At 68.6% G+C, this 25,126-nt stretch carries 25 protein-coding genes; 15 read left to right on the forward strand and 10 right to left on the reverse strand.

All coding sequences use genetic code 11. The features are described from left to right. Nucleotides 1-41 precede the first annotated feature (41 nt). Both SBI67_RS19575 and SBI67_RS19580 read right to left on the reverse strand, forming a co-directional pair. Nucleotides 42-329, reverse strand: a complete 288-nt coding sequence (locus tag SBI67_RS19575) for a WXG100 family type VII secretion target (protein ID WP_318982164.1) — start codon at nucleotides 327-329, stop codon at nucleotides 42-44. Then, nucleotides 326-1,015: a WXG100 family type VII secretion target gene (locus SBI67_RS19580; protein WP_318982165.1), complete on the reverse strand. Its 690-nt coding sequence runs from the start codon at nucleotides 1,013-1,015 to the stop codon at nucleotides 326-328. The genes SBI67_RS19575 and SBI67_RS19580 overlap by 4 nt, the downstream gene beginning before the upstream one ends. An 86-nt stretch (nucleotides 1,016-1,101) precedes the next feature. Here SBI67_RS19580 and SBI67_RS19585 point away from each other — a divergent pair, with 86 nt between their 5' ends. The 7 genes from SBI67_RS19585 to secA all read left to right on the forward strand — a co-directional run bounded on the left by SBI67_RS19585 (nucleotide 1,102) and on the right by secA (nucleotide 10,520). Continuing rightward, nucleotides 1,102-1,731, forward strand: coding sequence for a dTMP kinase (locus tag SBI67_RS19585; protein ID WP_318982166.1), 630 nt, complete (start codon nucleotides 1,102-1,104; stop codon nucleotides 1,729-1,731). A gap of 63 nt (nucleotides 1,732-1,794) precedes the next feature. After that, nucleotides 1,795-2,472, forward strand: coding sequence for a two-component system response regulator MtrA (gene mtrA, locus SBI67_RS19590; RefSeq protein WP_036402163.1), 678 nt, complete (start codon nucleotides 1,795-1,797; stop codon nucleotides 2,470-2,472). Between the two features lie 40 nt (nucleotides 2,473-2,512). Next, complete coding sequence (gene mtrB, locus SBI67_RS19595; RefSeq protein ID WP_318982167.1) at nucleotides 2,513-4,162, forward strand: MtrAB system histidine kinase MtrB; 1,650 nt, start codon at nucleotides 2,513-2,515, stop codon at nucleotides 4,160-4,162. Next, nucleotides 4,159-5,922 carry an MtrAB system accessory lipoprotein LpqB gene (gene lpqB, locus SBI67_RS19600; protein ID WP_318982168.1) on the forward strand — a complete coding sequence of 588 codons (1,764 nt, stop codon included), beginning with the start codon at nucleotides 4,159-4,161 and terminating at the stop codon, nucleotides 5,920-5,922. Before mtrB ends, lpqB begins: the two co-directional genes overlap by 4 nt. Nucleotides 5,923-5,967: 45 nt before the next feature. Beyond that, nucleotides 5,968-6,597 (forward strand): ComF family protein, encoded by a 630-nt coding sequence (locus SBI67_RS19605; protein ID WP_318982582.1) that lies wholly within the window; start codon nucleotides 5,968-5,970, stop codon nucleotides 6,595-6,597. A 302-nt stretch (nucleotides 6,598-6,899) separates the two neighbouring features. Continuing rightward, the gene (gene hpf / locus SBI67_RS19610; protein ID WP_318982169.1) at nucleotides 6,900-7,571 is read left to right on the forward strand and encodes a ribosome hibernation-promoting factor, HPF/YfiA family; all 672 of its coding nucleotides are present in this window, start codon (nucleotides 6,900-6,902) and stop codon (nucleotides 7,569-7,571) included. Nucleotides 7,572-7,718: 147 nt separating this feature from the next. Beyond that, nucleotides 7,719-10,520, forward strand: coding sequence for a preprotein translocase subunit SecA (gene secA, locus SBI67_RS19615; protein WP_318982170.1), 2,802 nt, complete (start codon nucleotides 7,719-7,721; stop codon nucleotides 10,518-10,520). Here secA and SBI67_RS19620 read toward each other — a convergent pair. Then, a complete protein-coding gene (locus SBI67_RS19620) occupies nucleotides 10,517-11,026 on the reverse strand; it encodes an Rv3235 family protein (protein ID WP_318982171.1) in 510 nt (169 codons plus the stop codon). The genes secA and SBI67_RS19620 overlap by 4 nt on opposite strands. A 203-nt stretch (nucleotides 11,027-11,229) precedes the next feature. Between SBI67_RS19620 and SBI67_RS19625 the strand changes: the two genes are divergently transcribed. From SBI67_RS19625 to SBI67_RS19640, 4 genes are all read left to right on the forward strand, one after another. Then, nucleotides 11,230-12,639, forward strand: coding sequence for a WS/DGAT/MGAT family O-acyltransferase (locus tag SBI67_RS19625; RefSeq protein ID WP_318982172.1), 1,410 nt, complete (start codon nucleotides 11,230-11,232; stop codon nucleotides 12,637-12,639). Then, nucleotides 12,639-13,133, forward strand: coding sequence for a DUF6912 family protein (locus tag SBI67_RS19630; protein WP_318982173.1), 495 nt, complete (start codon nucleotides 12,639-12,641; stop codon nucleotides 13,131-13,133). Before SBI67_RS19625 ends, SBI67_RS19630 begins: the two co-directional genes overlap by 1 nt. Before the next feature lie 78 nt (nucleotides 13,134-13,211). Further along, the gene (locus tag SBI67_RS19635) at nucleotides 13,212-14,348 is read left to right on the forward strand and encodes a ferredoxin reductase (protein ID WP_318982174.1); all 1,137 of its coding nucleotides are present in this window, start codon (nucleotides 13,212-13,214) and stop codon (nucleotides 14,346-14,348) included. A gap of 71 nt (nucleotides 14,349-14,419) precedes the next feature. Continuing rightward, nucleotides 14,420-15,667: a fatty acid desaturase family protein gene (locus SBI67_RS19640; protein ID WP_318982175.1), complete on the forward strand. Its 1,248-nt coding sequence runs from the start codon at nucleotides 14,420-14,422 to the stop codon at nucleotides 15,665-15,667. A 104-nt stretch (nucleotides 15,668-15,771) separates the two neighbouring features. On the opposite strand, the gene rsgA is transcribed toward SBI67_RS19640, so the two are convergent. Together rsgA and aroA are read right to left on the reverse strand one after the other, a co-directional pair. Beyond that, the gene (gene rsgA, locus SBI67_RS19645) at nucleotides 15,772-16,758 is read right to left on the reverse strand and encodes a ribosome small subunit-dependent GTPase A (RefSeq protein ID WP_318982176.1); all 987 of its coding nucleotides are present in this window, start codon (nucleotides 16,756-16,758) and stop codon (nucleotides 15,772-15,774) included. Between the two features lie 4 nt (nucleotides 16,759-16,762). Next, the gene (aroA, locus tag SBI67_RS19650) at nucleotides 16,763-18,040 is read right to left on the reverse strand and encodes a 3-phosphoshikimate 1-carboxyvinyltransferase (RefSeq protein ID WP_413232532.1); all 1,278 of its coding nucleotides are present in this window, start codon (nucleotides 18,038-18,040) and stop codon (nucleotides 16,763-16,765) included. Between the two features lie 19 nt (nucleotides 18,041-18,059). On the opposite strand from aroA, the gene SBI67_RS19655 reads away from it, so the two are divergent. Both SBI67_RS19655 and SBI67_RS19660 read left to right on the forward strand, forming a co-directional pair. Continuing rightward, nucleotides 18,060-18,830, forward strand: coding sequence for an SOS response-associated peptidase (locus tag SBI67_RS19655; protein WP_318982177.1), 771 nt, complete (start codon nucleotides 18,060-18,062; stop codon nucleotides 18,828-18,830). Continuing rightward, nucleotides 18,827-20,281, forward strand: a complete 1,455-nt coding sequence (locus tag SBI67_RS19660; RefSeq protein WP_318982178.1) for a DUF7782 domain-containing protein — start codon at nucleotides 18,827-18,829, stop codon at nucleotides 20,279-20,281. The genes SBI67_RS19655 and SBI67_RS19660 overlap by 4 nt, the downstream gene beginning before the upstream one ends. Here SBI67_RS19660 and SBI67_RS19665 read toward each other — a convergent pair. From SBI67_RS19665 to SBI67_RS19685, 5 genes are read right to left on the reverse strand one after another with little or no spacing between them, the layout of a single operon-like run. Next, nucleotides 20,269-21,048 (reverse strand): class I SAM-dependent methyltransferase, encoded by a 780-nt coding sequence (locus tag SBI67_RS19665; RefSeq protein WP_318982179.1) that lies wholly within the window; start codon nucleotides 21,046-21,048, stop codon nucleotides 20,269-20,271. The two genes, SBI67_RS19660 and SBI67_RS19665, sit on opposite strands and share 13 nt — an antisense overlap. A 14-nt stretch (nucleotides 21,049-21,062) precedes the next feature. Further along, nucleotides 21,063-22,214 (reverse strand): chromate efflux transporter, encoded by a 1,152-nt coding sequence (gene chrA, locus SBI67_RS19670; protein ID WP_318982180.1) that lies wholly within the window; start codon nucleotides 22,212-22,214, stop codon nucleotides 21,063-21,065. Between the two features lie 15 nt (nucleotides 22,215-22,229). Then, a complete protein-coding gene (locus tag SBI67_RS19675; RefSeq protein WP_318982181.1) occupies nucleotides 22,230-22,556 on the reverse strand; it encodes a GNAT family N-acetyltransferase in 327 nt (108 codons plus the stop codon). Further along, complete coding sequence (locus SBI67_RS19680; RefSeq protein WP_318982182.1) at nucleotides 22,553-23,407, reverse strand: SDR family oxidoreductase; 855 nt, start codon at nucleotides 23,405-23,407, stop codon at nucleotides 22,553-22,555. The genes SBI67_RS19675 and SBI67_RS19680 overlap by 4 nt, the downstream gene beginning before the upstream one ends. A 9-nt stretch (nucleotides 23,408-23,416) precedes the next feature. Further along, a complete protein-coding gene (locus SBI67_RS19685) occupies nucleotides 23,417-23,908 on the reverse strand; it encodes an aminoacyl-tRNA deacylase (RefSeq protein WP_318982183.1) in 492 nt (163 codons plus the stop codon). Nucleotides 23,909-24,117: 209 nt separating this feature from the next. On the opposite strand from SBI67_RS19685, the gene SBI67_RS19690 reads away from it, so the two are divergent. Further along, the gene (locus tag SBI67_RS19690; protein ID WP_318982184.1) at nucleotides 24,118-24,753 is read left to right on the forward strand and encodes a sigma-70 family RNA polymerase sigma factor; all 636 of its coding nucleotides are present in this window, start codon (nucleotides 24,118-24,120) and stop codon (nucleotides 24,751-24,753) included. Continuing rightward, nucleotides 24,750-25,061 (forward strand): mycothiol system anti-sigma-R factor, encoded by a 312-nt coding sequence (gene rsrA, locus SBI67_RS19695; RefSeq protein WP_318982185.1) that lies wholly within the window; start codon nucleotides 24,750-24,752, stop codon nucleotides 25,059-25,061. The genes SBI67_RS19690 and rsrA overlap by 4 nt, the downstream gene beginning before the upstream one ends. Nucleotides 25,062-25,126 lie beyond the last annotated feature (65 nt).

The raw sequence follows: 25,126 nt of genomic DNA on the forward strand, positions 1-25,126 counted from the left end.
GACGTCCGGATCCACCTCGATCCGGCCGTGCGCCGAGGCGACTACCCCCACATCGCGCCGTTTCTGGTCACGGCTTCCGAGTAGTTCTTCTGCGCGGCCTGGGCGATCGATCGCAACTGCTTCAGCGCCGACTTCATCTGCTCGGCGCCGTCCTCCCACTGCTGCTGAGCCTGGGCTTGGGAATCCGACCCCTCGCCATGCCAGGACGCCCGGAGCGCCGCCATGGTGTGGTCGATGTCCTCCAGGGACTCGGTGACCTCACGTTCGAACGCCTGCATGTGCTCGATCGCCGCCTGCAACTTGCCGAAATCGACCACCAGCTGCGTCATCGCGGCACCTCACCGGTCGGTGGCTGCGCATCGGAAGGCGGCGGTTCGACGGGTGCCTGCTCGCCGCGTTTCTCCGCCTCGGCCGATTGCTGCACGGCCTGCTCGACAATCTGCTCGACGGCCTGGCCGACCTGTTGCGCCATCCCGGCCGCCGCTTGGGCGGCCTGGGCCAGTCCGGATGACACCTGGCCGCCGACCTGCCCCACCTGCGACACCGCATCGGAGGCTGCCGACGCCACCGCACCCGACGCCGAACCTGCCGCAGCCGCTGGACCCCGCGATCCCACCGGCCCTCCCGACGGCCCCGCCCCGGTGGACATGGTGTCCCCGGTCACCGGCGCCTCCCCACCGGCAGCAGCCGGTGCCGACCCGGTGCTCTGCTCCGGGGATGCCGACGCGATCGCGTCCGCACCCTGCTCGTCGGCGCGGGCGTACTGATCGGCGGCAACGCGCAGCAGCTCGGACATGGTCTGCACACCGCGAATCACCTGACCGGCGCCGTTGTGCCACTGATCCCACGCGCCCGAGAATGCAGACGCTGCGCCACCCTTCCAGCCCGACCCGAGCAGCTCGCGGGTTTCCAGGTCGACGCTGGACAGACCGTCCTGCAGCCGTTGCCCCGCATCGCGCAGCCGGCTCGACGCCAGGTGCAGGTCGGACACGACGACCTCGACCGGACGTTCCATCTCACCCCCGTGTCCCTCGACGGTCCGCTCCCTTTGCAGCTTATTAGCCGCAAAGGGGGACCACATGCACCAGTTACGCTCGCCCGGTGCTGATCGTCATCGAAGGCCTGGACGGCGCGGGCAAACGCACCCTGACCGAAGGCCTGCGGGCCGGGTTCGAGGCCCGCGGCAAATCGGTGACCACGCTGGCCTTCCCCCGCTACGGCGAATCGGTGCACGCCGACCTGGCGGCCGAGGCGCTGCACGGCGGCCACGGCGATCTGGCCGATTCGGTGTATGCGATGGCGACGCTGTTCGCACTCGACCGCGCCGGAGCCCGCGACGAGATCCTGCGCCGCGTCGACACACACGACGTCCTCATCCTGGATCGTTACGTCGCGTCCAATGCCGCCTACAGTGCCGCGCGGTTGCATCAAGATGCCGACGGCGACGTGGTGCGGTGGGTGCACGACCTCGAATTCGGCCGGTTCGAACTGCCCGGCCCCGACTGGCAGGTGCTGCTCGACGTTCCGGTGGAGCTGGCCGAGCAGCGGGCCGTGTCCCGCGCCGCGCAAGAGTCCGACCGGGCCCGTGATGCCTACGAACGCGATGGCGGGCTGCAGCGCCGCACCGGTGCGGTGTACCGCGCATTGGCCGCCGCCGACTGGGCCGGCCGGTGGGTGGCGGTCGCCCCGGACGTGGTTCCCGCGGAGCTGGCGGACACGCTTCTGGTTTAGGTCCACATCCGTCGCGGTGTGGCACCGGCGGTTTGTCACGGTTTGGTGACACCATGGTGTCCCATGAGGCAACGGATCCTGGTCGTGGACGACGACCCCTCCCTGGCCGAGATGCTCACCATCGTGCTGCGTGGGGAGGGTTTCGACACCGCCGTCATCGGTGACGGCACCCAGGCGCTCACCGCGGTGCGAGAGCTGCGCCCCGATCTGGTGCTACTCGACCTGATGCTGCCCGGCATGAACGGTATCGACGTGTGCCGGGTGTTGCGCGCCGACTCGGGCGTGCCCATCGTCATGCTGACGGCCAAGACCGACACCGTCGACGTGGTGCTGGGTCTGGAGTCCGGTGCCGACGACTATGTGATGAAGCCGTTCAAGCCAAAGGAGTTGGTGGCTCGCGTCCGGGCCCGGCTGCGTCGCAACGACGACGAGCCCGCCGAGATGCTGTCCATCGCCGATATCGACATCGATGTGCCCGCGCACAAGGTGACCCGTGCCGGGGAACAGATTTCGCTGACGCCCCTGGAGTTCGACCTGCTGGTGGCGTTGGCACGCAAACCGCGGCAGGTGTTTACTCGTGATGTGCTGCTCGAACAGGTGTGGGGATACCGTCACCCCGCCGACACCCGTTTGGTGAACGTGCATGTCCAGCGGTTGCGGGCCAAGGTCGAGACCGACCCGGAGAACCCGCAGGTGGTGCTGACCGTTCGAGGAGTGGGATACAAGGCCGGACCGCCGTGATCGGTCGGCTCGCCGACGTCGTGATCGGTCGGCAGTTCCAGTGATCTTCGGCTCGCGGCGTCGAGTCCGCAGCCGCTTCCGCGGCTCCGGTCCGGTGGTACGCGGGCTGGGTGCCCTCGGCAGGGCAATCGGTTTCGCGTGGCGACGCTCCCTGCAATTGCGCGTGGTGAGCCTGACCCTGGGGTTGTCCCTTGCCGTCATCATGGTGCTCGGTTTCGTACTCACCAGCCAGATCACCGACCGCATCCTGGAAGTCAAGGTGCGGGCCGCCACCGAGCAGATCGAACGGGCCCGCAACACCGTCAGCGGCATCGTCGGCGGTGAGGAGACGCGTTCACTCGACTCCAGCCTGCAGCTGGCGCGTAACACCCTGATCGACCGCAAGGTCGACACCGGTGCCGGGCTGGCCGGTGCCTTCGATGCGGTGCTCGTGGTGCCCGGCGACGGGCCGCGCGCGGCCACCGCAGCCGGTCCGGTGCAGCAGATCCCCAAGGAACTGCGCGATTTCGTCAAGGCCGGCCAGGTCAGCTATCAGTACGCCACTGCGCACACCGACGGCTTCTCCGGGCCTGCGCTCATCGTCGGCAGCCCCACCTCGTCGTCGGTCCCCAATCTTGAGCTGTACCTGATCTTTCCGCTGACGAATGAGGAATCCACGATCGCGCTGGTGCGTGGCACCATGGCCACCGGTGGCATCGTGCTGCTCGGTCTGCTGGCGGCCATCGCGCTGCTGGTGGCCCGCCAGATCGTGCTGCCGGTGCGCTCGGCATCGCGGATCGCCGAGCGGTTCGCCGAAGGCCATCTGTCCGAACGTATGCCGGTGCGCGGCGAGGACGACATGGCGCGGCTGGCAGTGTCGTTCAACGATATGGCCGAAAGCCTGCAGCGCCAGATCACCAACCTCGAGGAGTTCGGTAATCTGCAGCGCCGCTTCACCTCCGACGTCAGCCATGAGCTGCGCACGCCGCTGACGACGGTGCGGATGGCCGCCGACCTGATCTACGACCACAGCGAGGACCTGGACCCTGCGCTGCGCCGCTCGACCGAGCTGATGGTCAACGAATTGGACCGGTTCGAGACCCTGCTGGCCGACCTGCTGGAGATCTCCCGGCACGACGCCGGTGTCGCCGAATTGGCGGTGGAGGCGGTGGATCTGCGCTCGGTGGTGCAGAGCGCACTCGACAACGTCGGGCATCTGGCCGCCGACGCCGCCGTCGAGTTGGACGTCGACATGCCGTTGACCGGGGTGATCGCCGAGGTGGATCCCCGCCGGGTGGAACGCATTCTGCGCAATCTGATCGCCAATGCCATCGACCATGCTGAGCGTAAACCGGTACACATCCGGATGGCCGCCGACGAGGATACCGTCGCCGTCACCGTCCGCGACTTCGGTGTGGGCCTACGCCCCGGTGAGGAGAAGCTTGTCTTCAGCCGGTTCTGGCGCTCGGACCCTTCGCGGGTACGACGCTCCGGCGGAACGGGTTTGGGCCTGGCCATCAGCATCGAGGACGCCCGGCTGCACCAGGGCCGGCTGGAGGCGTGGGGCGAACCCGGCAAGGGTGCCTGCTTCCGGCTCACCCTGCCGCTGGTCCGCGGCCACAAGGTCACCACCAGCCCGTTGCCCCTCAAACCCGTCGACCAAGCGGGCGCACCGCGCCGGGAACGCGAACCGGCGGGGGAGGGCGTGTGACGCGCCGACTACTGGCCGTGCTGTGTGCCGCGGCGCTGGCCGTGTCCGGCTGTGCCGGTGTGCCGAGCTCGTCGTCCCCGCAAGCGATCGGCACCGTCGAGCGGGCCGCACCACCCAGCCTGCCCACCCCGACCCCGGGCATGGACCCCGATGTCCTGTTGCGTGAATTCCTCAAAGCCACCGCCGATCCCGCGAACCGGCACCTGGCGGCCCGGCAGTTCCTCACCGAATCGGCGTCGCGCGGTTGGGACGACGCCGGCAGCGCCCTGCTGATCGACCGCGTGGTCTTCGTCGAAACCCGTGGCCCCGACCGTGTTTCGGTGAATATGCGGGCCGACATCCTCGGTTCGCTGTCCGATATCGGGGTGTTCGAGACCGCCGAGGGCGCGCTGCCCGACCCTGGACCCATCGAACTGGTGAAGACCCCGGGCGGCTGGCGAATCGACAAGCTGCCCAACGGGGTGTTCCTGGACTGGCAGCAGTTCCAACAGACCTACAAGCGCAGCACGCTGTACTTCTCGGATCCCACCGGCAAGACGGTGGTGCCCGACCCGCGCTATGTCGCGGTCGCCGACCCCGACCAGCTGGCCACCGAACTGGTCACCAAACTGATCACCGGCCCGCGCCCGGAGATGGCCCGCACGGTACGCAACCTGCTGGCCGCCCCGCTGCGCCTGCGCGGCCCGGTGACGCGTGCCGACGGCGGCAAGACGGGGGTGGGGCGTGGTTACGGCGGCGCCCGGATCGACATGGAAAACCTGTCCACCACGGATCCGCACACCAGGCAACTCCTTGCCGCACAGATCATCTGGACGCTGAACCGGGCCGGGATCAACGGTCCGTACGTGATCAACGCCGACGGTGCGGCCCTCGACGACCGGTTCGCCGACGGTTGGGACACCGCCGACGTGGCGGCCAGCGACCCCGGCGCTTCCGACGGAGCGGCCGCCGGCCTGCACGCCCTGATCGGCGGGTCGATGGTGTCCCTGGACGGCCAGAACGCGCCCCGGGTACCGGGTGCCTTCGGCCAGACGCCCGGACAGGTGTCGGCCGCGCTGTCACGCAGCGGCCAGGAAGCCGCGACCGTGGTGGTGTTGCGGCCCGGCGCCCCCGACATGTCCTCGTCGCTGTGGATCGGGCCGCTCGGCGGCAACACCGGCCAGGCCATCGACGGCCGCACCCTGACCCGCCCCACCTGGTCGCTCGACGACGCCATCTGGATCGTCGTCGATGGCAACAACGTGGTGCGTGTCCTGCAGGAGGCGGCCTCGGGTCAGCCTGCCCGCATCCCCGTGGACTCGACGGCGGTCGCGACGAAGTTCTCCGGGCCCATCTCCGAACTGCAGCTGTCCCGCGACGGCACCCGCGCGGCCATGGTGATCAACGGCCAGGTGATCCTGGCCGGGGTCGAACAGACCCCCGGTGGGCAGTACGCCCTGACCTATCCCCGCCGGCTGGGCTTCGGGCTGGGCGACACCGCGGTGTCGTTGTCCTGGCGCACCGGTGACGACATCGTGGTCACCCGCACCGATACGGCCCATCCGGTGTCCTATGTGAACCTCGACGGCGTGAACTCCGACGGGCCGGCGCAGAACCTGGTCGCGCCGGTGACCACCGTGGCGGCCAACCCGTCCACGGTGTACGTCGCCGACCAGCGCGGGGTGCTGCAGCTGTCGGGCTCGGCGGCCGAGAACGACCTCAACTGGTCGGAGGTGCGCCCGCTGATGGTCCCCGGTGCCGTGCCCGTGCTGCCCGGCTGACGACCGCGGTCACCTGTCGGAGGCCAGGGTCACACTGAACCCATGCTGCTCGACCTGGTGCTGCCCGTGGAATGCGGTGGTTGCGCCGCGCCCGGTACGCGCTGGTGCGCGGTATGCGATTCCGAGCTGCGGGCCAAGGCCGCCGAACCGCGCATCGTGACACCCCGGCTCGATCCGGGTGTGCCGGTGCTGTCGCTGGGGCGCTACGCGGCCTCGCGCAGACGGGCCATCGTCGCGGTCAAGGAACACGGCCGTGCCGACCTGATCGCGCCGTTGGCGCTGGCGGTGCACACCGGACTGACGCAGCTGCTGACCTGGGGGCTGCTGGACACGCCCGTGACCGTCGTACCGGCACCCACCCGGTGGACCGCCGCGCGTCGACGCGGGGGTGACCCGGTCGGCCGGGTGGCCCGGGCGGCGACCGGTGGGCTGCCCGGGGTCACCGTGACGCGGTCGCTGCGGCTGACGGGCTTCGCCAGGGACTCGGTGGGCCTGTCGAGTGCGGACCGGCAGCGCAATCTAGCCGGCCGGGTCCGGGTGCACGACGCGCCGACGGTGCCCGTCATCCTGCTCGACGATGTGGTGACCACCGGGGCCACCGCCTGTGCTTCGGTGGCCGCGCTGCAGGCCTGCGGCGTGTCGGTGCAGGCCGTGCTGGCAATCGCCAACGCGTGACGACCGGCGATGACGGGGGCGTCGATTGCCGCGAGATGAAGAACTCAAAACAGGTCTGCGAAATTAGTGGCACAGTCAGGTGAACACGGACTACGTTGGGGCCAACCACCCGTGAAGGTTTCACGGCGGCACCCCTCACGGGCGCCCATGAAACCGAGCGGCTGCCAAGAAGCGGTAGGAGGTGAGTAGTCGACACCTTGCGCCGGCGGGCGCCGCTTCTGCACTGCTCCGTCGACGCGTTTCTTTGAGAGTCCGGGCACGCCGTGCGCGTGCGACACCGCAGGAGAAACGAGTTGTCAAGTATGTCAACCCAATCCGTGCAAACCGATCGCAACACCATGGTTATCGACGAAGATGACGCGCCACCGGTCACCAACGCCGACGTCGTCGTCAAGGGCCGTAACGTCGAGGTTCCCGACCACTTCCGGATATACGTCTCCGAGAAGCTGGCTCGGTTGGAGCGCTTCGACAAGACCATCTACCTGTTCGATGTCGAACTCGACCACGAGAAGAACCGGCGCCAGCGCAAGAATTGTCAGCACGTGGAGATCACCGCGCGGGGCCGTGGCCCCGTCGTGCGGGGCGAGGCCTGTGCGGACAGCTTCTACGCCGCGCTGGAATCCGCGGTCTGCAAACTCGAGAATCGGTTACGTCGCAGCAAGGACCGGCGCAAGATCCACTACGGCGACAAGAGGCCCGTCTCGCTGCACGAGGCCACCGCGGTGCTCCCGCAACAGGAGCTGCCCAGCGCGCCCGAGCCGGCACCCAGCGAGGCGGCCGTCGACGATCATGAACCCGGCCGGATCGTGCGCACCAAGGAGCACCAGGCCACCCCGATGACCGTCGACGACGCGCTCTACGAGATGGAGCTCGTCGGTCACGATTTCTTCCTGTTCCACGACAAGGAATCCGACCGGCCGTCGGTGGTCTATCGCCGGCACGCCTATGACTACGGCCTCATCAGGCTGGCCTGAGCAGCTGGCCCGAGCACGAGCCCCCGGCGCGCAGCCGGGGGCTCGTTGCGTCTTTCGGGTTGCATCTCGCGGGGCAGCTGACGGCGGTCACCTACGATGGACCGCAGTCAACAGCTGAGATGTCAATCCACCCGAAGAGGAAATAGCGTGCTGGAAAAGTTGCTCCGTCTCGGTGAAGGCCGCATGGTCAAGCGCCTGAAAAAGGTCGCTGACTATGTGAACACCTTGTCCGATGACGTGGAGAAGCTGACCGACGCCGAACTCCGTGCCAAAACCGACGAGTTCCGCAAGCGGGTCGCCGACGGAACCGAGCTCGACGATCTGCTGCCCGAGGCGTTTGCCGTCGCCCGCGAGGCGGCCTGGCGGGTGCTGGGCCAGCGCCACTTCGACGTCCAGGTGATGGGCGGTGCGGCACTGCACTTCGGCAACGTCGCCGAGATGAAGACCGGTGAGGGCAAGACCCTCACCGCCATCCTGCCCGCCTACCTGAACGCGCTGGGCGGCAAGGGTGTGCACATCGTCACCGTCAACGACTACCTGGCCAAACGCGATGCCGAGCAGATGGGCCGCGTGCACCGTTTCCTGGGGCTGGATGTCGGGGTCATCCTGTCCGGCCTGACCCCCGACGAACGGCGGACGGCGTACGCGGCCGACATCACCTACGGCACCAACAACGAGTTCGGCTTCGACTACCTGCGCGACAACATGGCGCATTCGGTCGCCGAGATGGTGCAGCGCGGCCACAACTTCGCCATCGTCGACGAGGTCGACTCGATCCTCATCGACGAGGCCAGGACCCCGCTGATCATCTCCGGGCCGGCCGACGGTGCGTCGCACTGGTATGCCGAGTTCGCCCGACTGGCCCCGCTGATGAAGAAGGACGTCCACTACGAGGTGGACCTCAAGAAGCGCACCATCGGTGTGCACGAGATCGGCGTCGAGTTCGTCGAGGACCAGCTGGGCATCGACAACCTGTACGAGGCCGCCAACTCGCCGCTGGTCAGCTACCTGAACAACGCGCTCAAGGCCAAGGAGCTGTTCGAGCGCGACAAGGAGTACATCGTCCGCAACGGCGAGGTGCTCATCGTCGACGAGTTCACCGGCCGTGTGCTGATCGGCCGCCGCTACAACGAGGGCATGCACCAGGCGATCGAGGCCAAGGAGCATGTGGAGATCAAGGCCGAGAACCAGACCTTGGCCACCATCACCCTGCAGAACTACTTCCGGCTCTACGACAAGCTCTCCGGCATGACCGGTACCGCCGAGACAGAGGCGGCCGAGTTGCACGAGATCTACGGCCTGGGTGTGGTGGCCATCCCGACCAACCGGCCGATGGTCCGGGTGGACGCCTCCGACCTGATCTACAAGACCGAAGAGGCCAAGTACATCGCGGTGGTCGACGACGTCGTCGAACGCTACGAGAAGGGCCAGCCGGTCCTGATCGGCACCACGTCGGTCGAGCGTTCCGAATACCTGTCGCGGCAGTTCACCAAGCGGCGCATCCCGCACAACGTGCTCAACGCCAAGTACCACGAGCAGGAGGCGAACATCATCGCCGAGGCCGGCCGCCGGGGAGCCATCACGGTGGCCACCAACATGGCCGGGCGTGGTACCGACATCGTGCTCGGCGGCAACGTCGAGTTCCTGGCCGACAAGCGGCTGCGCGATCAGGGCCTGGACCCGGTCGAGACGCCGGAGGACTACAACGCCGCGTGGGATGCCACCGTCAAGGCGATCAAGACCGAGGCCAAGGCCGAGGCCGAAGAAGTGATCGCGGTCGGCGGTCTGTACGTGCTGGGCACCGAGCGGCACGAGTCGCGGCGTATCGACAACCAGCTGCGTGGCCGCTCCGGCCGGCAGGGTGACCCGGGCGAGTCGCGGTTCTACCTGTCACTCGGCGACGAACTCATGCGCCGGTTCAACGGGGCCACCCTGGAAACCCTGCTGACCCGGTTGAACCTGCCCGACGACGTTCCCATCGAGGCGAAGATGGTGACCCGGGCCATCAAGAGCGCACAGACCCAGGTCGAGCAGCAGAACTTCGAGGTCCGCAAGAACGTCCTCAAGTACGACGAGGTGATGAACCAGCAGCGCAAGGTCATCTACAAAGAACGCCGGATGATCCTGGAGGGCGAGAACCTGCAGAAGCAGGCCCACGACATGATGGTGGATGTCATCACCGCCTATGTCGACGGCGCCACCGGCGAGGGCTACGCCGAGGACTGGGATCTGGAGAAGCTGTGGGAGGCGCTCAAGACCCTCTACCCGGTGGGTATCGATCATCACGACCTGCTGGATTCCGATGCCGTCGGCGAGCCCGGCGAGCTGACCCGCGACGAACTGCTGGGTGCGTTGATCGAGGATGCCGAGCGGGCTTACGCCGAGCGCGAGAAGCAGATCGACGCCATCGGCGGTGAAGGCGCGATGCGGCAGCTGGAGCGCAACGTGCTGCTCAACGTGATCGACCGTAAGTGGCGCGAGCACCTCTACGAGATGGACTACCTCAAGGAGGGCATCGGCCTGCGCGCGATGGCTCAGCGTGACCCGTTGGTGGAGTACCAGCGCGAGGGTTACGACATGTTCGTCGCCATGCTGGACGGGCTGAAGGAAGAGTCGGTCGGATTCCTGTTCAACGTGGCTGTCGAGGCGGCGCCGCCCGCGCCGGCTCCCCAGGCCGCGCCGATGGCACAGGGGCTCGCGGAGTTCGCGGCCGCCGCGGCGCAGGAGCAGGGGCAGGTGGCCACCCAGGAGCGCCCGGCAGGGGTACAGGCCAAGGGCATCCAGGATGGTGACCGGGCCCCGGCGCTGACGTACTCCGGGCCGGCCGAGGATGGCTCCGCCGAGGTGCAACGGTCATCGGGTGGCCGCCATGCCGCACCCGAGCCGGGCAGCCGTAAGGAGCGCCGGGAGGCGGCCCGTCAGCAGGCCCGCCAGTCCAAGCGGCGCTAGCCCACCTGCAGCGCCACCACCTGCCAGCGACCGGCGACCAGTTCGATGCGTGCCGCGATGGCTCGCACCCGCGTCCCGCGGGTGTAGCTGGCGAACACCTCGGCGGCCTCGACGCCCTCGGGACCGCATTCGGCCGCGCGGCGCAGTCCCACCCGGCGCAGCACCGCGGTGCCGTCGGTGTGGGGTGTTCGGGCCAGCGCCACCGTCGCGTCCAGCAGCGCCGGCGCCAGCAACCCGCGCAATTGGGCGGCCGGGCGCCGTCGATCGATCACCTCGAGCACGCGGCGTAGCGCCGCGTCGGCGAATGCCCCCACCGGTGCCGGCACCGGCTCGGCTCGCTGCTCTCTGCACGGGGCGAACCTCCCATGCGGGGTGGATCTTCTGCGCAGCACCAGGGCCGGGGGCGGGTAGGCGACCGGCCCGACCGGCGGCGGCTCGCAGTCGATGATCGGCCTCGTCACACACGACGGGCGCGGTTCGGCGGCGGGGTGCGGAAGGGTGGTCACAGTGAGTCTCTCCAAGGCGATTCCAGCCAAACGGCACGGACAGGACATTGCTGGAGAGGCTCAGCCATATCGATGATCGCACGGTCGTGTGGGGCCCGTACGCACCTGTGATGCGCCCCCAGGGGGATTGCCGCTAAGTTGACGGTCATTCGTGCGATCGCGTGGACGCCCACGTGACCGGACCAGGGAGGGGCCACGCCGCGATGGTGACCAGGTTGTCGGCATCGGATGCGGCGTTCTTCCACCTGGAGAACACGGCCACCCCGATGTACGTGGGATCGCTGTCCATCGTGCGCAAACCGCGTGCCGGGCTGAGCTACGAGTCGGTGCTGGAAACCGTGGAGCGCCGGCTGCCGCAGATCCCGCGCTACCGGCAGAAGGTGCGCGAGGTCAGTTTCGGCCTGGCCCGGCCGGTGTGGATCGACGACCGCGACTTCGACATCACCTATCACATCCGGCGTTCGGCGCTGCCGTCCCCGGGCAGCGACGCCCAACTGCACGACCTGGTTGCCCGGCTGGGGTCGCGGCCGCTGGACAAGACCAGGCCCCTGTGGGAGATGTACATCGTCGAGGGACTGACCAACAATCGGATCGCCATCTACACCAAGTCCCATCAGGCCCTGGTCAACGGGATGTCCGCGGTGGAGATCGGTCATGTGATCGCCGACCGCACTCAGAAGCCGCCCGAATTCGGCGAGGACATCTGGATCCCGGCCCGCGAACCGAGCGACACCGCGCTGCTGTTGGGGGCGCTGGGTGAGTGGATTGCCCGACCCACCGCCCAGCTGGCCGCGCTGCGGGCGACGGTCACCGAGATGGCCACCAACGCCGGCGCGCTCGTCGACGCCGGCCGCCGCGTCGCCGAGGTCGCCAAGACAGTGGCCCGGGGCACCGCGCCGAGCAGTCCGCTGAACACCACCGTCTCGCGCAACCGCCGCTTCACCGTCGCCGGGCACCAGCTCGACGACTACCGGGCGCTGCGGGCGCGCTACGAGTGCGATGTCAACGATGTGGTGCTCGCGGTGGTCGCCGGCGCCTTGCGGAACTGGTTGCTGTCCCGGGGCGAGCCGGTGACGGCCACCTCGACGGTGCGCGCGATGGCGCCGAATTCGGTCTACCCGGACGCCGAGATCGATTCGACGGGACCTGGCCAGGCCATCAGCGAGGTGTCCCCGTTCCTGGTCGACCTGCCGATCGGGGAGGGCAACGCGGTGGTCCGGCTGTCCCAGATCGCCCATGCCACCGAGTCGCATTCCACCGCGGTCAGCCTGGTCGACGCGCGCACCATCGTGACGCTGTCCGGGTTCGCGCCGCCCACCTTGCACGCCATGGGTATCCGCGTGGCCACCAGCTTCTCCGCGCGCCAGTTCAACCTGCTCATCACCAACGTGCCGGGTGCCCAGAAGCAGATGTACATCGCGGGCACCAAACTTTTGGAGACGTATGCGGTGCCCCCGCTGCTGACCAATCAGGTGCTGGCGATCGGCGTGACGTCCTACAACGGCATGCTGTACTTCGGCATCAACGCCGACCGCGACGCCATGAGTGACGTGGACGTGTTTCCGTCGTTGTTGCGAGAATCCTTGGACGAGTTGTTGGAGGCGGCCCGTTGATGCGCGTGTATGTACCGGCCACGCTGGCGATGCTGCAACAGTTGATCGCCGATCGGGTCATCCACGCCCGCAGCGGAACGGCGTTCGCGGTCACCCCGGCCCTGCGTGAGGCATACGCGCACGGGGATGACGAGGAGCTGGCCGAGGTGGCGCTGGGGGAGGCGGCGCTGGCGTCGCTGAGATTGCTGGGCGGTGGCCTCGGTGACCTGCCGCCGCGCCGCGTCGTGGTGGTGGCCGACGCCGAGGATGTCGCGGTGCGGCCCGACCTGGACGACGCCGTGGTGCGGCTGGCGGGCCCGATCGGTTACGACCACATCGTGGCCGTCTACGTCGACAACGCGGCAGCGGAGGAGGCGGTACTGGCGGCCGTCGAGGTGATCGACGCCGCTGACCTCGGCGACGAGGATGCCGAGCTCACCGTCGGGGATGCGCAGGACCACGATTTGGCCTGGTACGCGCCCCAGGAGCTGCCGTTCCTACTCGAACTGCTGTGACGCTGTCGGGTCATTCACAGGAATAAGTTACCGCCGAGTACTAGATACGGCACCGTAGGTTACGGTACCGTAGGTTTCGTGGCGAAGAGCACCGTCAAGAACACGGCCAATGTTGCCGATACGGTCCGCCCCTCGATTCCGGGGCCGGCGCACTGGAAGACGCTGCGCGCCATCGCGCAGCGGATCACCACTCCGTTGCTGCCCGATGATTATCTGAAACTGGCCAACCCGCTGTGGTCGGCGCGCGAGTTGCGCGGCAAGGTCGTCGAGGTCCGGCGCGAGACATCGGATTCGGCGACCTTGGTGATCAAGCCGGGGTGGGGCTTCACCTTCGACTACGAGCCCGGCCAGTACATCGGCATCGGGCTGCCGATCGACGGACGCTGGCGCTGGCGGTCCTACTCGCTGACCTCGCCGGCGGTGACCGGCAGTGGGCGGCGTGCCACCATCAGCATCACCGTCAAGGCCATGCCCGAGGGGTTCCTGTCCACCCACCTGGTGGAGGGCGTCAAGCCGGGCACCATCGTCCGACTGGCCGCACCGCAGGGCAATTTCGTGATGCCCGATCCGGCGCCGGCCCAGGTGCTGTTCCTGACCGCAGGCTCCGGGATCACCCCGGTCATGTCGATGCTGCGCACGCTGGCCCGGCACGACCAGATCACCGATATCGTCCACGTGCATTCGGCCCCCACCGAGGCCGACGTGCTGTTCGCGACCGAATTGGCCGCCCTGCACGAGACGTATCCGAGCTACCAGCTGATCGTGCGCACCACTCGGACGCAGGGGCGGCTGGATCTGCTCCGGTTGGCCGAGGTGGTGCCCGACTGGCGCGACCGTCAGGTGTGGGCATGCGGCCCGGAGGGCATGCTCGACGATGCCGAACGGATTTGGACCGCAGCCGGATTGGGCGAGAAGCTGCATCTGGAACGGTTCGCGGTATCGCGGGCCGCGCCGCACGGAACCGGCGGTGCGGTGACCTTCGAGCGCAGCGGTAAGACCGTGCAGGCCGACGCCGCGACATCGTTGATGGAGGCCGGCGAGGGTGCCGGGGTGCGGATGCCGTTCGGCTGCCGAATGGGCATTTGCCAGTCCTGTGTCGTGAGTCTGTTGGACGGCCACGTGCGCGACCTGCGCACGGGCGTCGAACACGAGCCGGGGACGCGCGTGCAGACGTGTGTCTCGGCGGCGTCCGGCGATTGTGTGCTGGACGCATAACTGTTTACCCGGAGCTAACCTACGGTAGCGTAGGTTACGCTAGAGTAGGAAACGGAAAGGAGGGTTGACCAGTGGCTATTACCGATGTGCCGGCGTTCGCGCACTTGACCGAAGCTGATATCGAGAGCCTTGCTGTCGAGCTCGACACCATCCGGCAGGATATCGAGGACTCCCGCGGCGAGCGCGACGCGCGCTATATCCGCCGCACCATTGCCGCCCAACGCGCCCTCGAGGTGACGGGCCGGCTGATGCTGGCCGCGAGTTCGCGGCGCTCGGCCTGGTGGGCCGGGACAGCGACCCTGGGCGTGGCCAAGATCATCGAGAACATGGAGATCGGCCACAACGTCATGCACGGCCAGTGGGATTGGATGAACGATCCCGAGATTCACTCCTCGACGTGGGAGTGGGACATGAACAGCGCCTCCAAGCACTGGCGCTTCACCCACAACTTCATGCACCACAAGTACACCAACATCCTGGGCATGGATGACGATGTGGGCTACGGTCTCCTGCGCGTCACCCGAGACCAGCGCTGGAAGCCGTTCAACGCCTTCAATCTCCTCTACAACACCGCTCTTTCGATGTTGTTCGAGTGGGGCGTCGGACTGCAGCACCTGGAACTCGGCAAGATCGCCAAGGGCCGTGACGACCGCAAGGCCACCATGATGCGGCTCAAGGAATTCGGCACCAAGTCCGCGCAGCAGCTGTTCAAGGACTATGTGGCCTACCCGGCGTTGACGTCGTTGTCGCCGGCTGCGACCTACAAGTCGACCGCGCGAGCCAACTTCTGGGCCAACGTGATCCGTAACGTCTGGGCCAACGCCGTGATCTTCTGCGGCCACTTCCCGGACGGTGCGGAGAAGTTCACCAAGACCGACATGATCGGGGAGACCCGCGGTGAGTGGTACCTGCGCCAGATGCTGGGCAGCGCCAACTTCAAGAACGGTCCGGTGCTGCGCTTCATGAGCGGCAACCTGTGCCATCAGATCGAGCACCACATCTACCCGGATCTGCCGAGCAACCGGCTCTATGAGGTGTCGCTGCGGGTGCAGGCGGTCTGCGAGAAGTACGACCTGCCCTACACCACCGGTTCGTTCCTGGTGCAGTACGCCAAGACCTGGCGGACCATCGCGAAGCTGTCGCTGCCGAACAAGTATCTGCGCGACACCGCCGACAACGCGCCGGAGACCCGCAGTGAGCGGATGTTCGACGAGCTGGAAGGTTTCGGGGTCGAAGATCCCGCCACCGGACGGCGTCGCGGGCTCAAGACCGCCATCGCGACGGTGCGAGGGTGGCGCCGGGACAAGCGCGCCGCTTAGGACGTCTGGACCAATAGTGAATCCCGCCCTTCACGCGCGAAGGGCGGGATTCTCTATTTCGCGGACGATCCGGCCGGCCGCCGATGACCACCAGGCCCGCAGCCTCAGTAGGCGGGCTCATTGAGCGTCGCCAGCAGTCGCCGCGCCGCGCTCACCCGCGCCGCCGCGGCGCCGGTCAGCTCGTCCAAGGCGCATTCCGGATCGGCGGGCGGACCCATATGGCCACAACCCCGTGGGCAGTCCAGTACCGCCTCGGCCAGATCCGAGAACGCCTGCACCACGTCGTCGGGGGCGATATGCGCCAGCCCGAACGACCGCACACCCGGGGTGTCGATCACCCAGCCGGACCCTCGCAGCGGCAGGGCTATCGACTGCGTCGAGGTGTGCCGGCCCTTGCCAACTCCGGTCACCTCACCGGTTGCCCGATCAGCTTCGGGTACAAGGCGATTCACCAACGTCGACTTCCCGACACCGGAATGCCCCAGCAGCACCGTCACCTTGCCGGTCAGCATCGGCGCCACCACGTCCAGCGGGTCGTCGCGCCCGGCGGTCACCACCGTCAGATCCAGATCGGTGAACTGTGCGGCGAACGGTTCGGCCGGCGCGAGATCGGATTTGGTGAGACACAGGATCGGTTCCAGTCCACCCGCATAGGCGGCGATCAGGGCCCGCTCGACGAACCCGGTACGTGGCGGCGGGTCGGCCAGCGCCACCACGATGAGCAGCTGATCGGCGTTGGCCACGACCACCCGTTCGGTGGGGTCGGTGTCATCGGCCGTGCGGCGCAACACCGTTCGGCGCTCGGCGCGCCGCACGATGCGTGCCAGCGTGTCCGCCCGCCCGGACAGGTCGCCGACGATGCCGACCTCGTCGCCGACCACGATCGGCGTGCGGCCCAGTTCCCTGGCCCGCATCGCGGTCACATGGCGATCCGGGTCGCCGTCGAGGGCGCACCCCCAGCGGCCGCGGTCCACCGTGACGACCATCGCCTCGGCGGCATCGGCATGGTCGGGGCGGTTCTTGGTGCGCGGCCGTGAACCCTTGCCCGGGCGTACCCGGACATCGGACTCGTCGTAGTCGGCCGCTCTCAATCCGCTACCCCCGGTCGTCCAACAGCATTTCGGTCCACATGCCGGGAAAGTCCGGCAGCGTCTTGGCCGTCGTGCCGATGTCTTCCACCGTGACGCCGGGCACCCGCAAGCCGATGATCGCCCCCGCGGTGGCCATCCGGTGGTCGGCGTAAGAATGCCAGGTGCCCCCGTGCAGCGGCACAGCCGTGATGACCAGACCGTCGGGCGTCTCGGCGCATTGCCCGCCGAGGCCATTGATCTCGGCGCTCAGCGCGGCCAGCCGGTCGGTTTCATGCCCCCGCAGATGTGCGATACCGCGCAGGGTCGAGACCGAGCCCTCGGAAGCGAGCGCGGCGAGGGCGGCGATGGACGGGGCCAATTCACCGACATCGTGCAGGTCCACGTCGATGCCACCGTAGGATGGTGCGCCCTGCACCTCAAGATATGAATCCTTCTGCACGGCAACGACTCCCAGCTGGGACAATAGGCCGAGGATGACGTCGGCCGGCTGGATACTCACCGCCGGCCAGTGGTCGATGCGCACGGTCCCGCCGGTGACTGCTGCCGCCGCCAGGAACGGCACCGAGTTGGACAGGTCGGGCTCGATGTCCCAGTGCCGCGCGGCCACCGTCCCCGGCTCGACCCGCCACCGGTTGGGCTGCGAATCATCCACCGCCACACCGGCATCGCGCAGCATCGTCACCGTCATCCCGATATGTGGGGCCGAGGGCACCGAGGTGCCGGTGTGCACCACGGTCAACCCCTCGCGGAAGGTCGCACCGGCCAACAGCAGCCCGGAGACGAACTGGGACGACCCGGAGGCATCGATATGCACCTCACCGCCGTCGGCGCCGCCGTGTCCGCGCACCTGGAACGGCAGGCCGTCACCGTCGATGCGCACCCCGACGTCCCGCAACCCGTTCAGCAGCGGGGCGATGGGCCGGGCACGCGCCTGCTCGTCGCCGTCGAAGGTCACCGTCTCGGCGCCAAGGGCGGCCACCGCGGGGACGAAGCGCAGTACCGTGCCGGCCAGCCCGCAGTCGATCCGGGTTCCGGGTGCTGGGGCGATGGACCCTCCGATGGTCAGGTCGGTGTCCCCGGTGACGGTCAGTCCGAGCGCCTGCAGCGCACCGATCATCAGGTCGGTGTCCCGGCTGCGCAGCGCGCCGCTCACGGTCGACTCGCCCCCGGACGCGGCCAGCGCGGCCAGGATCAGCGCCCGATTGGTCAACGATTTGGACCCCGGCACGGTCACGGTGGCGTTCACGGGTTCGGATGTCGACGGTGCCGGCCAGTCAGTCACGACCTCTATCCTGCCTGGTATGTGTGGGCGATTTGCAGTGACCACCGACCCGGCGTTGCTGGCCGAGAAAATCAAGGCGCTCGACGAGACCGCCCAGACGGCCAAAGAAGCTGGTCCCAACCACGCCCCCAACTACAACGTCGCACCCACCACGACCATCAGCACCGTGGTCAAACGACACACGCAACCGGAGGACGAGTCCACCCGGCGGATCCGTTCGATGCGATGGGGGCTGATCCCGGCGTGGGCCAAGACCACCGCCGAGGGTGGGCCGGACACCAAGGGCCCGCTGCTCATCAACGCCCGCGCCGAGACCCTGACCACGTCGCCGGCGTTCCGTGGATCGGCCAAGAACAAGCGCTGCCTGGTGCCGATGGACGGCTGGTACGAATGGCGGCCCAACCCGGCCGCCGACGGTAAGAAGGCCACCAAGACGCCGTTCTACATGTACGCCGGCGACGGCGAACCGCTGTTCATGGCGGGGCTGTGGTCCACCTGGCGGCCCAAGGATGCTGCCCGGGACAGCCCGCCGCTGCTCAGCTGCACCATCATCACCACCGCCGCCGCTGCCCAACTCGCCGATATCCACGACCGGATGCCGCTGACCATCAGCGCGGCCGACTGGGACCGTTGGATGGACCCCGACGCGCCGATCGACGAGGGGTTGCTCCGCGGGCACGGCGACCTGGATCGTATCCAGATCCGCGAGGTGTCCCGGCTGGTGAACAGCACCCGCAACAACGGTCCCGAGTTGATCGAGGCCGCCCAGCCTGAGCCGGGTCTGTTTTGAACCACGACGTCGTCGACGCCCTCGGCGCGGACCTGCGCGCGGCCGGCTACACCGTCGACGGGGTGGCCGAACTGCTCGGCGCCGATGCCCACGCCGCCCTCGGCCGGGGCGTGTGGTGGCCGGCCCTGCGCGCCTGCGACGCCGCGGGCGGACCGCTGGCCACTCTGGTGCGGTTGTTCCTGCTCGGCGCCGACGAGAGCCCACAGCGCGTCGCCGAGGCGTTCCCGACAGCCGGGCTGGCCGCGCTGACGGCGGAGGGCGTGCTGGTGGACACCGGTGAGACCGTGCGCGCAATCCTCGACATCCGGCCCTACAGCGACTTCCTCGTGGTCTCCGATCAGGACGCGGCCTTGCGGGCCGGGCCTCTGCACCGTGATCACGTGCTCGGCATCGGCGGCGCCTCGGTCTCCCTGGCCCGCGCCGTGGTCCGCACGCCGGCGCGCCGCGCCCTGGACCTCGGGACCGGTTGCGGTGTGCAGGCCCTGCACCTGGACGGCCATTGCGACCAGATCGTGGCCACCGACACCAACGAACGCGCGCTGGCGATGGCCGCGGCCACCGCACGGCTCAACGGCATGTCGTGGGAGCTGCGGCATGGCAGCCTGTTCGAGCCGGTGGCGGGGGAGCGGTTCGACCTCATCGTCTCCAACCCGCCGTTCGTGGTGGGCGCCGGCGACATGGACTACATCTACCGTGACTCCGGGGTGGCCGGGGATGGCTTGTGCCGCAGCATCATCGAACAGGTTGCCGACCACCTGAACCCCGGTGGTACCGCGCACATCATGGCCAACTGGATCGTGCGCGGCGATGATTGGAGCGCCCGGGTGCGGGACTGGCTTGCAGGTACCGGGCTACACGCCTGGGTGGTGCAGCGTGAGCTCGCCGACCCGGTCAGCTACGTCGCGCTGTGGCTGGCCGACGCCGGCGAGCCGACCGAACAGGCCGCGCGGCGCGGCGGTGCGTGGCTGGACTGGTTCGCCGAGCAAGGCATCACGGGTATCGGCATGGGATTGATCTCGCTGCGGGTGCCCGCCGCCGGGGAACGCCCGGAACAGACGTGTGAGGAAATCCTCGACGAGCCGGTTACCGGGTCCGAGGTCGACGCGTTCTTCGCGCGCCGCGCATTCCTGCGGCGGACCACCGACGAGGCACTGCTGGCCGCCCGGTTGTCCACGGCGCCGGTGCTCTTGGAGGAGCAGTTCCTACCCGGGGAGCACGGCTGGCAGCAGATCGGTGCGGCGGTGCGCCGCCCCGGCGGGCCGGCCGCGGTGATCGGCGTCGACGAGGTGCTGCGCGCCCTGCTGGCGGGCTGCCGCGGCGAGGTGCCGCTGGGTGCGTTGATCGACCTGCTCGCCGCCCACCACGGGGTCGACGCCGCCGCACTCGCCGAGGCCGCGCTGCCGGAGGTCCGCGCCGCGATCAGCCGCGGCATCCTCTATCAGGCCGAGTGACGACGCGCGGTAATGACCGCATAGGGGGCGCCGAACTCGACACCGTCCGGGCCGGCATGCGCACCCAGCGCCACGCGGAAGGCGTCCACCAGCGCGGCCCGCGTCCCGTCGTCGAGCCGAGCCAGGACATCGAGGTGCATTGGGGATTCCCGCGTGATGAAGTCCACCGCCCGCTCCACCGACGCGAAACGCCAAGGGTGTAACCCGGTTTCGATGGTGACATCGGTGAAGCCGGCGGCCAGTCGGGACCGCGCGGTATCCGGGTCACCCCACTGATCGGGACCGTACGGCGCGGGCGGCGGCGCGCCGAGCACCTGCAGGATCGGTGTGTAGAACGGGTTGTCGGCATCGCGCACCCAGGTGGAGAATCCGAGCACCCCGCCCGGGCGCAGCACCCGGGACAGTTCGGCAACCATCGCGGCGGGTTCCACGAAGATGATGCCCATATTCGACACGGCCGCACCGAAACTCGCATCGGCCAGGCCGGTGGCGGCGGCATCGGCGGCCACCCAGCGCACCGCGTCACCACCGGGCTTCTCGGCGGCGATGGCCAGCAACTCCGGGGTGAGGTCAACGCCGGTCACGCGGGCGCCGGCGGCCGAGGCGGCCAGTGCCGCGTTGCCGGTACCGCAGGCCAGGTCGACCACCTCGAGCCCGGGCAGGGCGACCAGGGCACCGACGGCGGTGAGCACCTCGGACGCAATGGGCGCGATACGTTCGGCGACGGATTCGTACCGTCCCGCGGACCAGATCGACGAGTTGGGCACGGCCCCAGCGTAGGTCAGCCGACCGGCAATCCGGCCAGATACGCCGCCACGCCCAGGGCCGCCGCGCCGATCAGCGTGCTGACCACACCGCGGCGGGCCACCAGTAGTGCCACCGCGGCCAGGGCCAGCACGCCGAACTGCCACGGCTGCTGGGCGGCCAGCGCCAACGGCACCGCCGAGCCGGTGATGGCACCGATGACGGCGGGCCCGGCGCCGGTCAGAAAGGCCTGCACGTACCGGTTCGCCCGCAGCGCGTCGAAATGCCTGCCGCCACCGATCACCATGACGAACGACGGGCCGAACGCGACCAAAGCCGCCAACAGGGCACCGCCGACGCCCGCGGCCGCGTAACCCACCACCGCCACCGTGTGCAGCACCGGTCCGGGGGTGATCTGGCCCAGGGCCACCGCGTTGAGGAACTCGGCGTCGGTCATCCAGTGATGCCGGTGCACGGCGTCGTCCTGCATCAGCGGGATGATGACGAACCCGCCGCCGTAGGACAACGCACCCACCTTGAACGCCGTCCACACCAGGGCGGGGATCCCGGCCAGCGCCGGCGCCGCGGCCAGCAGCACCGGCCAGGCCTGCGCCCCGGCCCGCGACGGTGCGATGCGGGCCGCGATCTCCAGCACCCCGGCGGCGATCAGCACCAGCACCAGCCATGGGCCGGTCAGGGCCGCGGCCACCGCGCCTGCGATGAAGTAGCCGATCCAGCGGATCCTGGGCCAGGGCGTTTCGCCGGCCCGTCGCCAGCTGGACGGGATCAGCCCGACGGCGGCGTGCAGCGCGACGGCCGCCACCGCCGCACCGGCCCCGGCGGCCGCGCCCCGCGCCCAGCCGGGCGCACCGCCGGACAGGAAGAACGCCGCCAGCGCCAGGATGACGACCAGACCCGGCAGGATGAACGCCAGCCCGCCGACCAGTGCACCGCGCACGCCGCGCAACCGCCAGGCGGTGTAGATGGCCAGCTGCGTCGATGCCGGCCCGGGCAGCAGGTTCATGGCCGCGATGGCGTCCTCGAACTCGTCGGCGTCCAGCCACCGTCGCCGCTGCACGCACAGTTCGCGCAGCATCGCGATATGGGTCGGCGGTCCGCCGAAACCCAGACAACCGATCCGGCCCCATTGCGCGGTGATCGTCGTCAGCGGCACCAGGGGCTCGGCCACAGGGGTCCCTTCGGGTCAGCGGTTGCGCACCAGCTCGACGGCCGCCTCGGTCACCGGGTCCACCGCCGCGGCGTAGGTGTCGTCGTCGGGATGCTTGCGCACGAAGCTTTCCACAAACGGACACAGCGGCACGATGCGCAGTCCCGCGTCGGCGGTCTCGCGCAACGCTTGCCGAATCAGCGTGCTGGCCAAGCCTTTACCGCCGAACTGCTCGCCGACCTCGGTGTGGAAGAAGATTCGCTGCCCGTCATGATCCAGATATTCGGCGAAGCCGGCGAGCTCATCGTCGTAGTACACCTCGAAACGCGACAACTGTTCAGCCGCAAACACCCTGGCGTTCATCCGCGGTATCCCGGCGGGTTCGGGCTGTCCACCCACAGGTCGACGCCGAGGTCCGAGCCGGGCACACAGTCATACACCGACAGGTCGGTGACGCCGGAGTCCAGTAGCACGTCCTCACACAGCAGGCTCTGCCCGGTGTATTCGCGGGCGGGTTTGGTGAAGACCGCGTACGCCGCATCCGCGTACACCTCGGGTTTGCGTGCCTTGGCCATCGCCTCGTCGCCGCCGAGCAGATTCTGCACCGCGGCGGTGGCGACCAGGGTGCGCGGCCACAACGTGTTCGACGCGATCCCCGCGTCGCGCATCTCCTCGGCGATGCCCAGGGCGCACAAGGTCATTCCGAACTTCGCCATCATGTACGCCGTCGGCTTGAGCCATTGCGATTCCAGCCGCAGCGGTGGCGACAGGGTCAGGATGTGCGGGTTGGCGCGGCCCTTCATGTGCGGGATACAGGCCTGCGACACCGCGTAGGTGCCGCGGATCTGGATGCCGTTCATCAGGTCGAACCGCTTGAGCGGTACCTCCTCGATGGAGCCCAGGTTGATCGCCGAGGCGTTGTTGACGCACAGGTCGATACCGCCGAACCGCTCGACGGACTGGGCTACCGCCGCCGCCACCGAGTCGCCGTCGCGGACGTCCCCGACGATGGGCAGCGCCTGTCCGCCGGCCTCTTCGATCTCCTTGGCCGCGGTGTAGACGGTGCCTTCGAGTTTGGGATGCGGTTCGGCGGTCTTGGCCAGCAGCGCGATATTGGCGCCGTCGGCGGCGGCCCGTTTGGCGATGGCCAGCCCGATACCGCGGCTGGCGCCGGAGATGAACATGGTCTTCCCGGATAACGGCGCTTCAGTCATGGGTGCACCCTATGCCGCGCGGATGTCGGCGATCACGGCGTTGGTGGCGACGACCAGATCCTGCGGGGCCAGCGCCACGTCCCAGCCCCGCTTGCCCGCGCTGCACAGCACCCGGCCCCAATCCAGCGCCGAGGCGTCGACCACGGTGGGCAGCGTCCGCCGCTGCCCCAGCGGCGAGATGCCGCCCAGCACGTAACCGGTGGAGCGTTCGGCCGCGGCCCGATCGGCCATGGTGACCTTGGCAAATCCCAGTGCCGCCGCGGCGGCCTTGAGCGACAGTTTCGACGGCACCGGCAGCACCGCCACCGCGAGGTCCCGGCCGGCGGCCACCACCAGGGTCTTGAAGATCTGCGCCGGGTCCAGCCCGTGCGCCGCGGCCAGCTGGTCGACGGCCTCTGCCCCGAACGAGTCGGCGCGCGGGTCGTGCTCGTAGCGCAGGATCTCGTGCCCGACGCCGGCGTCGATCAGTGCTGCGATCGCCGGGGTTGCTGCGCGTGCCACCGGGCCAGCCTAGTGCCGGGGAATGACCAACCCAGGGGCGGCGTTACTGCAGGTGCGACGGGGCGCACCAGCCGCCGGCGGGATTTGTCGGCGTCAACCTCTAGGATCGTGGAAGGAGTTTCTCAGTGTCAACGGCATGCCTGGAACGTCCGGCGGATGTGCTGGAGCCGTTCGGCAGTGCCGAGAGGGAAGGGATGGGTCCAGTCACGATGACCGATATAGACGAGGCCGCACCCGCCCCGACCGAAGAGACCGACGCCGAACTCACCGCCCGCTTCGAACGCGACGCCATCCCGCTGCTGGACCAGCTCTACGGTGGCGCGCTGCGGATGACGCGTAACCCCGCCGATGCCGAAGACCTGGTGCAGGAAACCATGGTCAAGGCGTATGCCGGGTTCCGCTCGTTCCGGGAGGGCACCAATCTGAAGGCGTGGCTCTACCGCATCCTGACGAACACCTACATCAACAACTACCGCAAGAAGCAGCGCCAGCCGTCGGAGTATCCGACCGAGGAGATCACCGACTGGCAGCTGGCGGCCAATGCCGAGCACAGCTCGACGGGTTTGCGGTCCGCGGAGGTGGAGGCGCTGGAAGCCCTGCCGGACAGCGAGATCAAGGATGCTCTGCAAGCATTACCTGAGGAATTCCGAATGGCGGTGTACTACGCCGATGTCGAGGGATTCCCGTACAAGGAGATCGCGGAAATCATGGATACCCCGATCGGGACGGTGATGTCTCGACTGCACCGAGGCCGTAAGCAACTGCGTGACCTGCTGGCCGATGTCGCACGTGACCGCGGATTCATCCGCGGCGGGCAGCTCGCCACCGAGGAGGTCTCGTCATGAGCGACGAGTTCACCCGCAACGAAGAACACACGTTCACCCCGCCGGTCGGCCCGGTCGATCCCGAGCATCCCGAATGCGCCGCGGTGATCGCCGAGGTGTGGACGCTGCTCGACGGTGAATGCACCCCGGAGACCAGGGACAAGCTGCGCCATCACCTCGACGAATGCCCGACCTGCCTGCGTCATTACGGCGTCGAGGAGCGGGTCAAGAAGATGATCGCCGCCAAATGCGGCGGCGAGAAGGCCCCCGACACCCTGCGTGCCCGGCTGCGGCTGGAGATCAGCCGCACCACCATCATCAGGGGCTGAGCCGACAGCCCCATAACGAAACCGCCCGGACTCTTGTGAGTCCGGGCGGTTTCGTCATGCGTATC

The sequence above is a fragment of the Mycolicibacterium chengduense genome (assembly GCF_033741155.1).
GTDB lineage: Bacteria > Actinomycetota > Actinomycetes > Mycobacteriales > Mycobacteriaceae > Mycobacterium.

Excerpts from the sequence above, each read along its gene's own strand:
- SBI67_RS19680 (WP_318982182.1), bottom strand. The coding sequence starts at position 23,407 with ATGACTGAAGCGCCGTTATCCGGGAAGACCATGTTCATCTCCGGCGCC.
- SBI67_RS19690 (WP_318982184.1), top strand. The coding sequence starts at position 24,118 with ATGACCGATATAGACGAGGCCGCACCCGCCCCGACCGAAGAGACCGAC.
- SBI67_RS19575 (WP_318982164.1), bottom strand. The coding sequence starts at position 329 with ATGACGCAGCTGGTGGTCGATTTCGGCAAGTTGCAGGCGGCGATCGAG.
- SBI67_RS19655 (WP_318982177.1), top strand. The coding sequence starts at position 18,060 with ATGTGTGGGCGATTTGCAGTGACCACCGACCCGGCGTTGCTGGCCGAG.
- SBI67_RS19580 (WP_318982165.1), bottom strand. The coding sequence starts at position 1,015 with ATGGAACGTCCGGTCGAGGTCGTCGTGTCCGACCTGCACCTGGCGTCG.
- SBI67_RS19675 (WP_318982181.1), bottom strand. The coding sequence starts at position 22,556 with ATGAACGCCAGGGTGTTTGCGGCTGAACAGTTGTCGCGTTTCGAGGTG.
- hpf (WP_318982169.1), top strand. The coding sequence starts at position 6,900 with ATGTCAACCCAATCCGTGCAAACCGATCGCAACACCATGGTTATCGAC.
- SBI67_RS19625 (WP_318982172.1), top strand. The coding sequence starts at position 11,230 with ATGGTGACCAGGTTGTCGGCATCGGATGCGGCGTTCTTCCACCTGGAG.
- SBI67_RS19630 (WP_318982173.1), top strand. The coding sequence starts at position 12,639 with ATGCGCGTGTATGTACCGGCCACGCTGGCGATGCTGCAACAGTTGATC.
- rsrA (WP_318982185.1), top strand. The coding sequence starts at position 24,750 with ATGAGCGACGAGTTCACCCGCAACGAAGAACACACGTTCACCCCGCCG.
- mtrA (WP_036402163.1), top strand. The coding sequence starts at position 1,795 with ATGAGGCAACGGATCCTGGTCGTGGACGACGACCCCTCCCTGGCCGAG.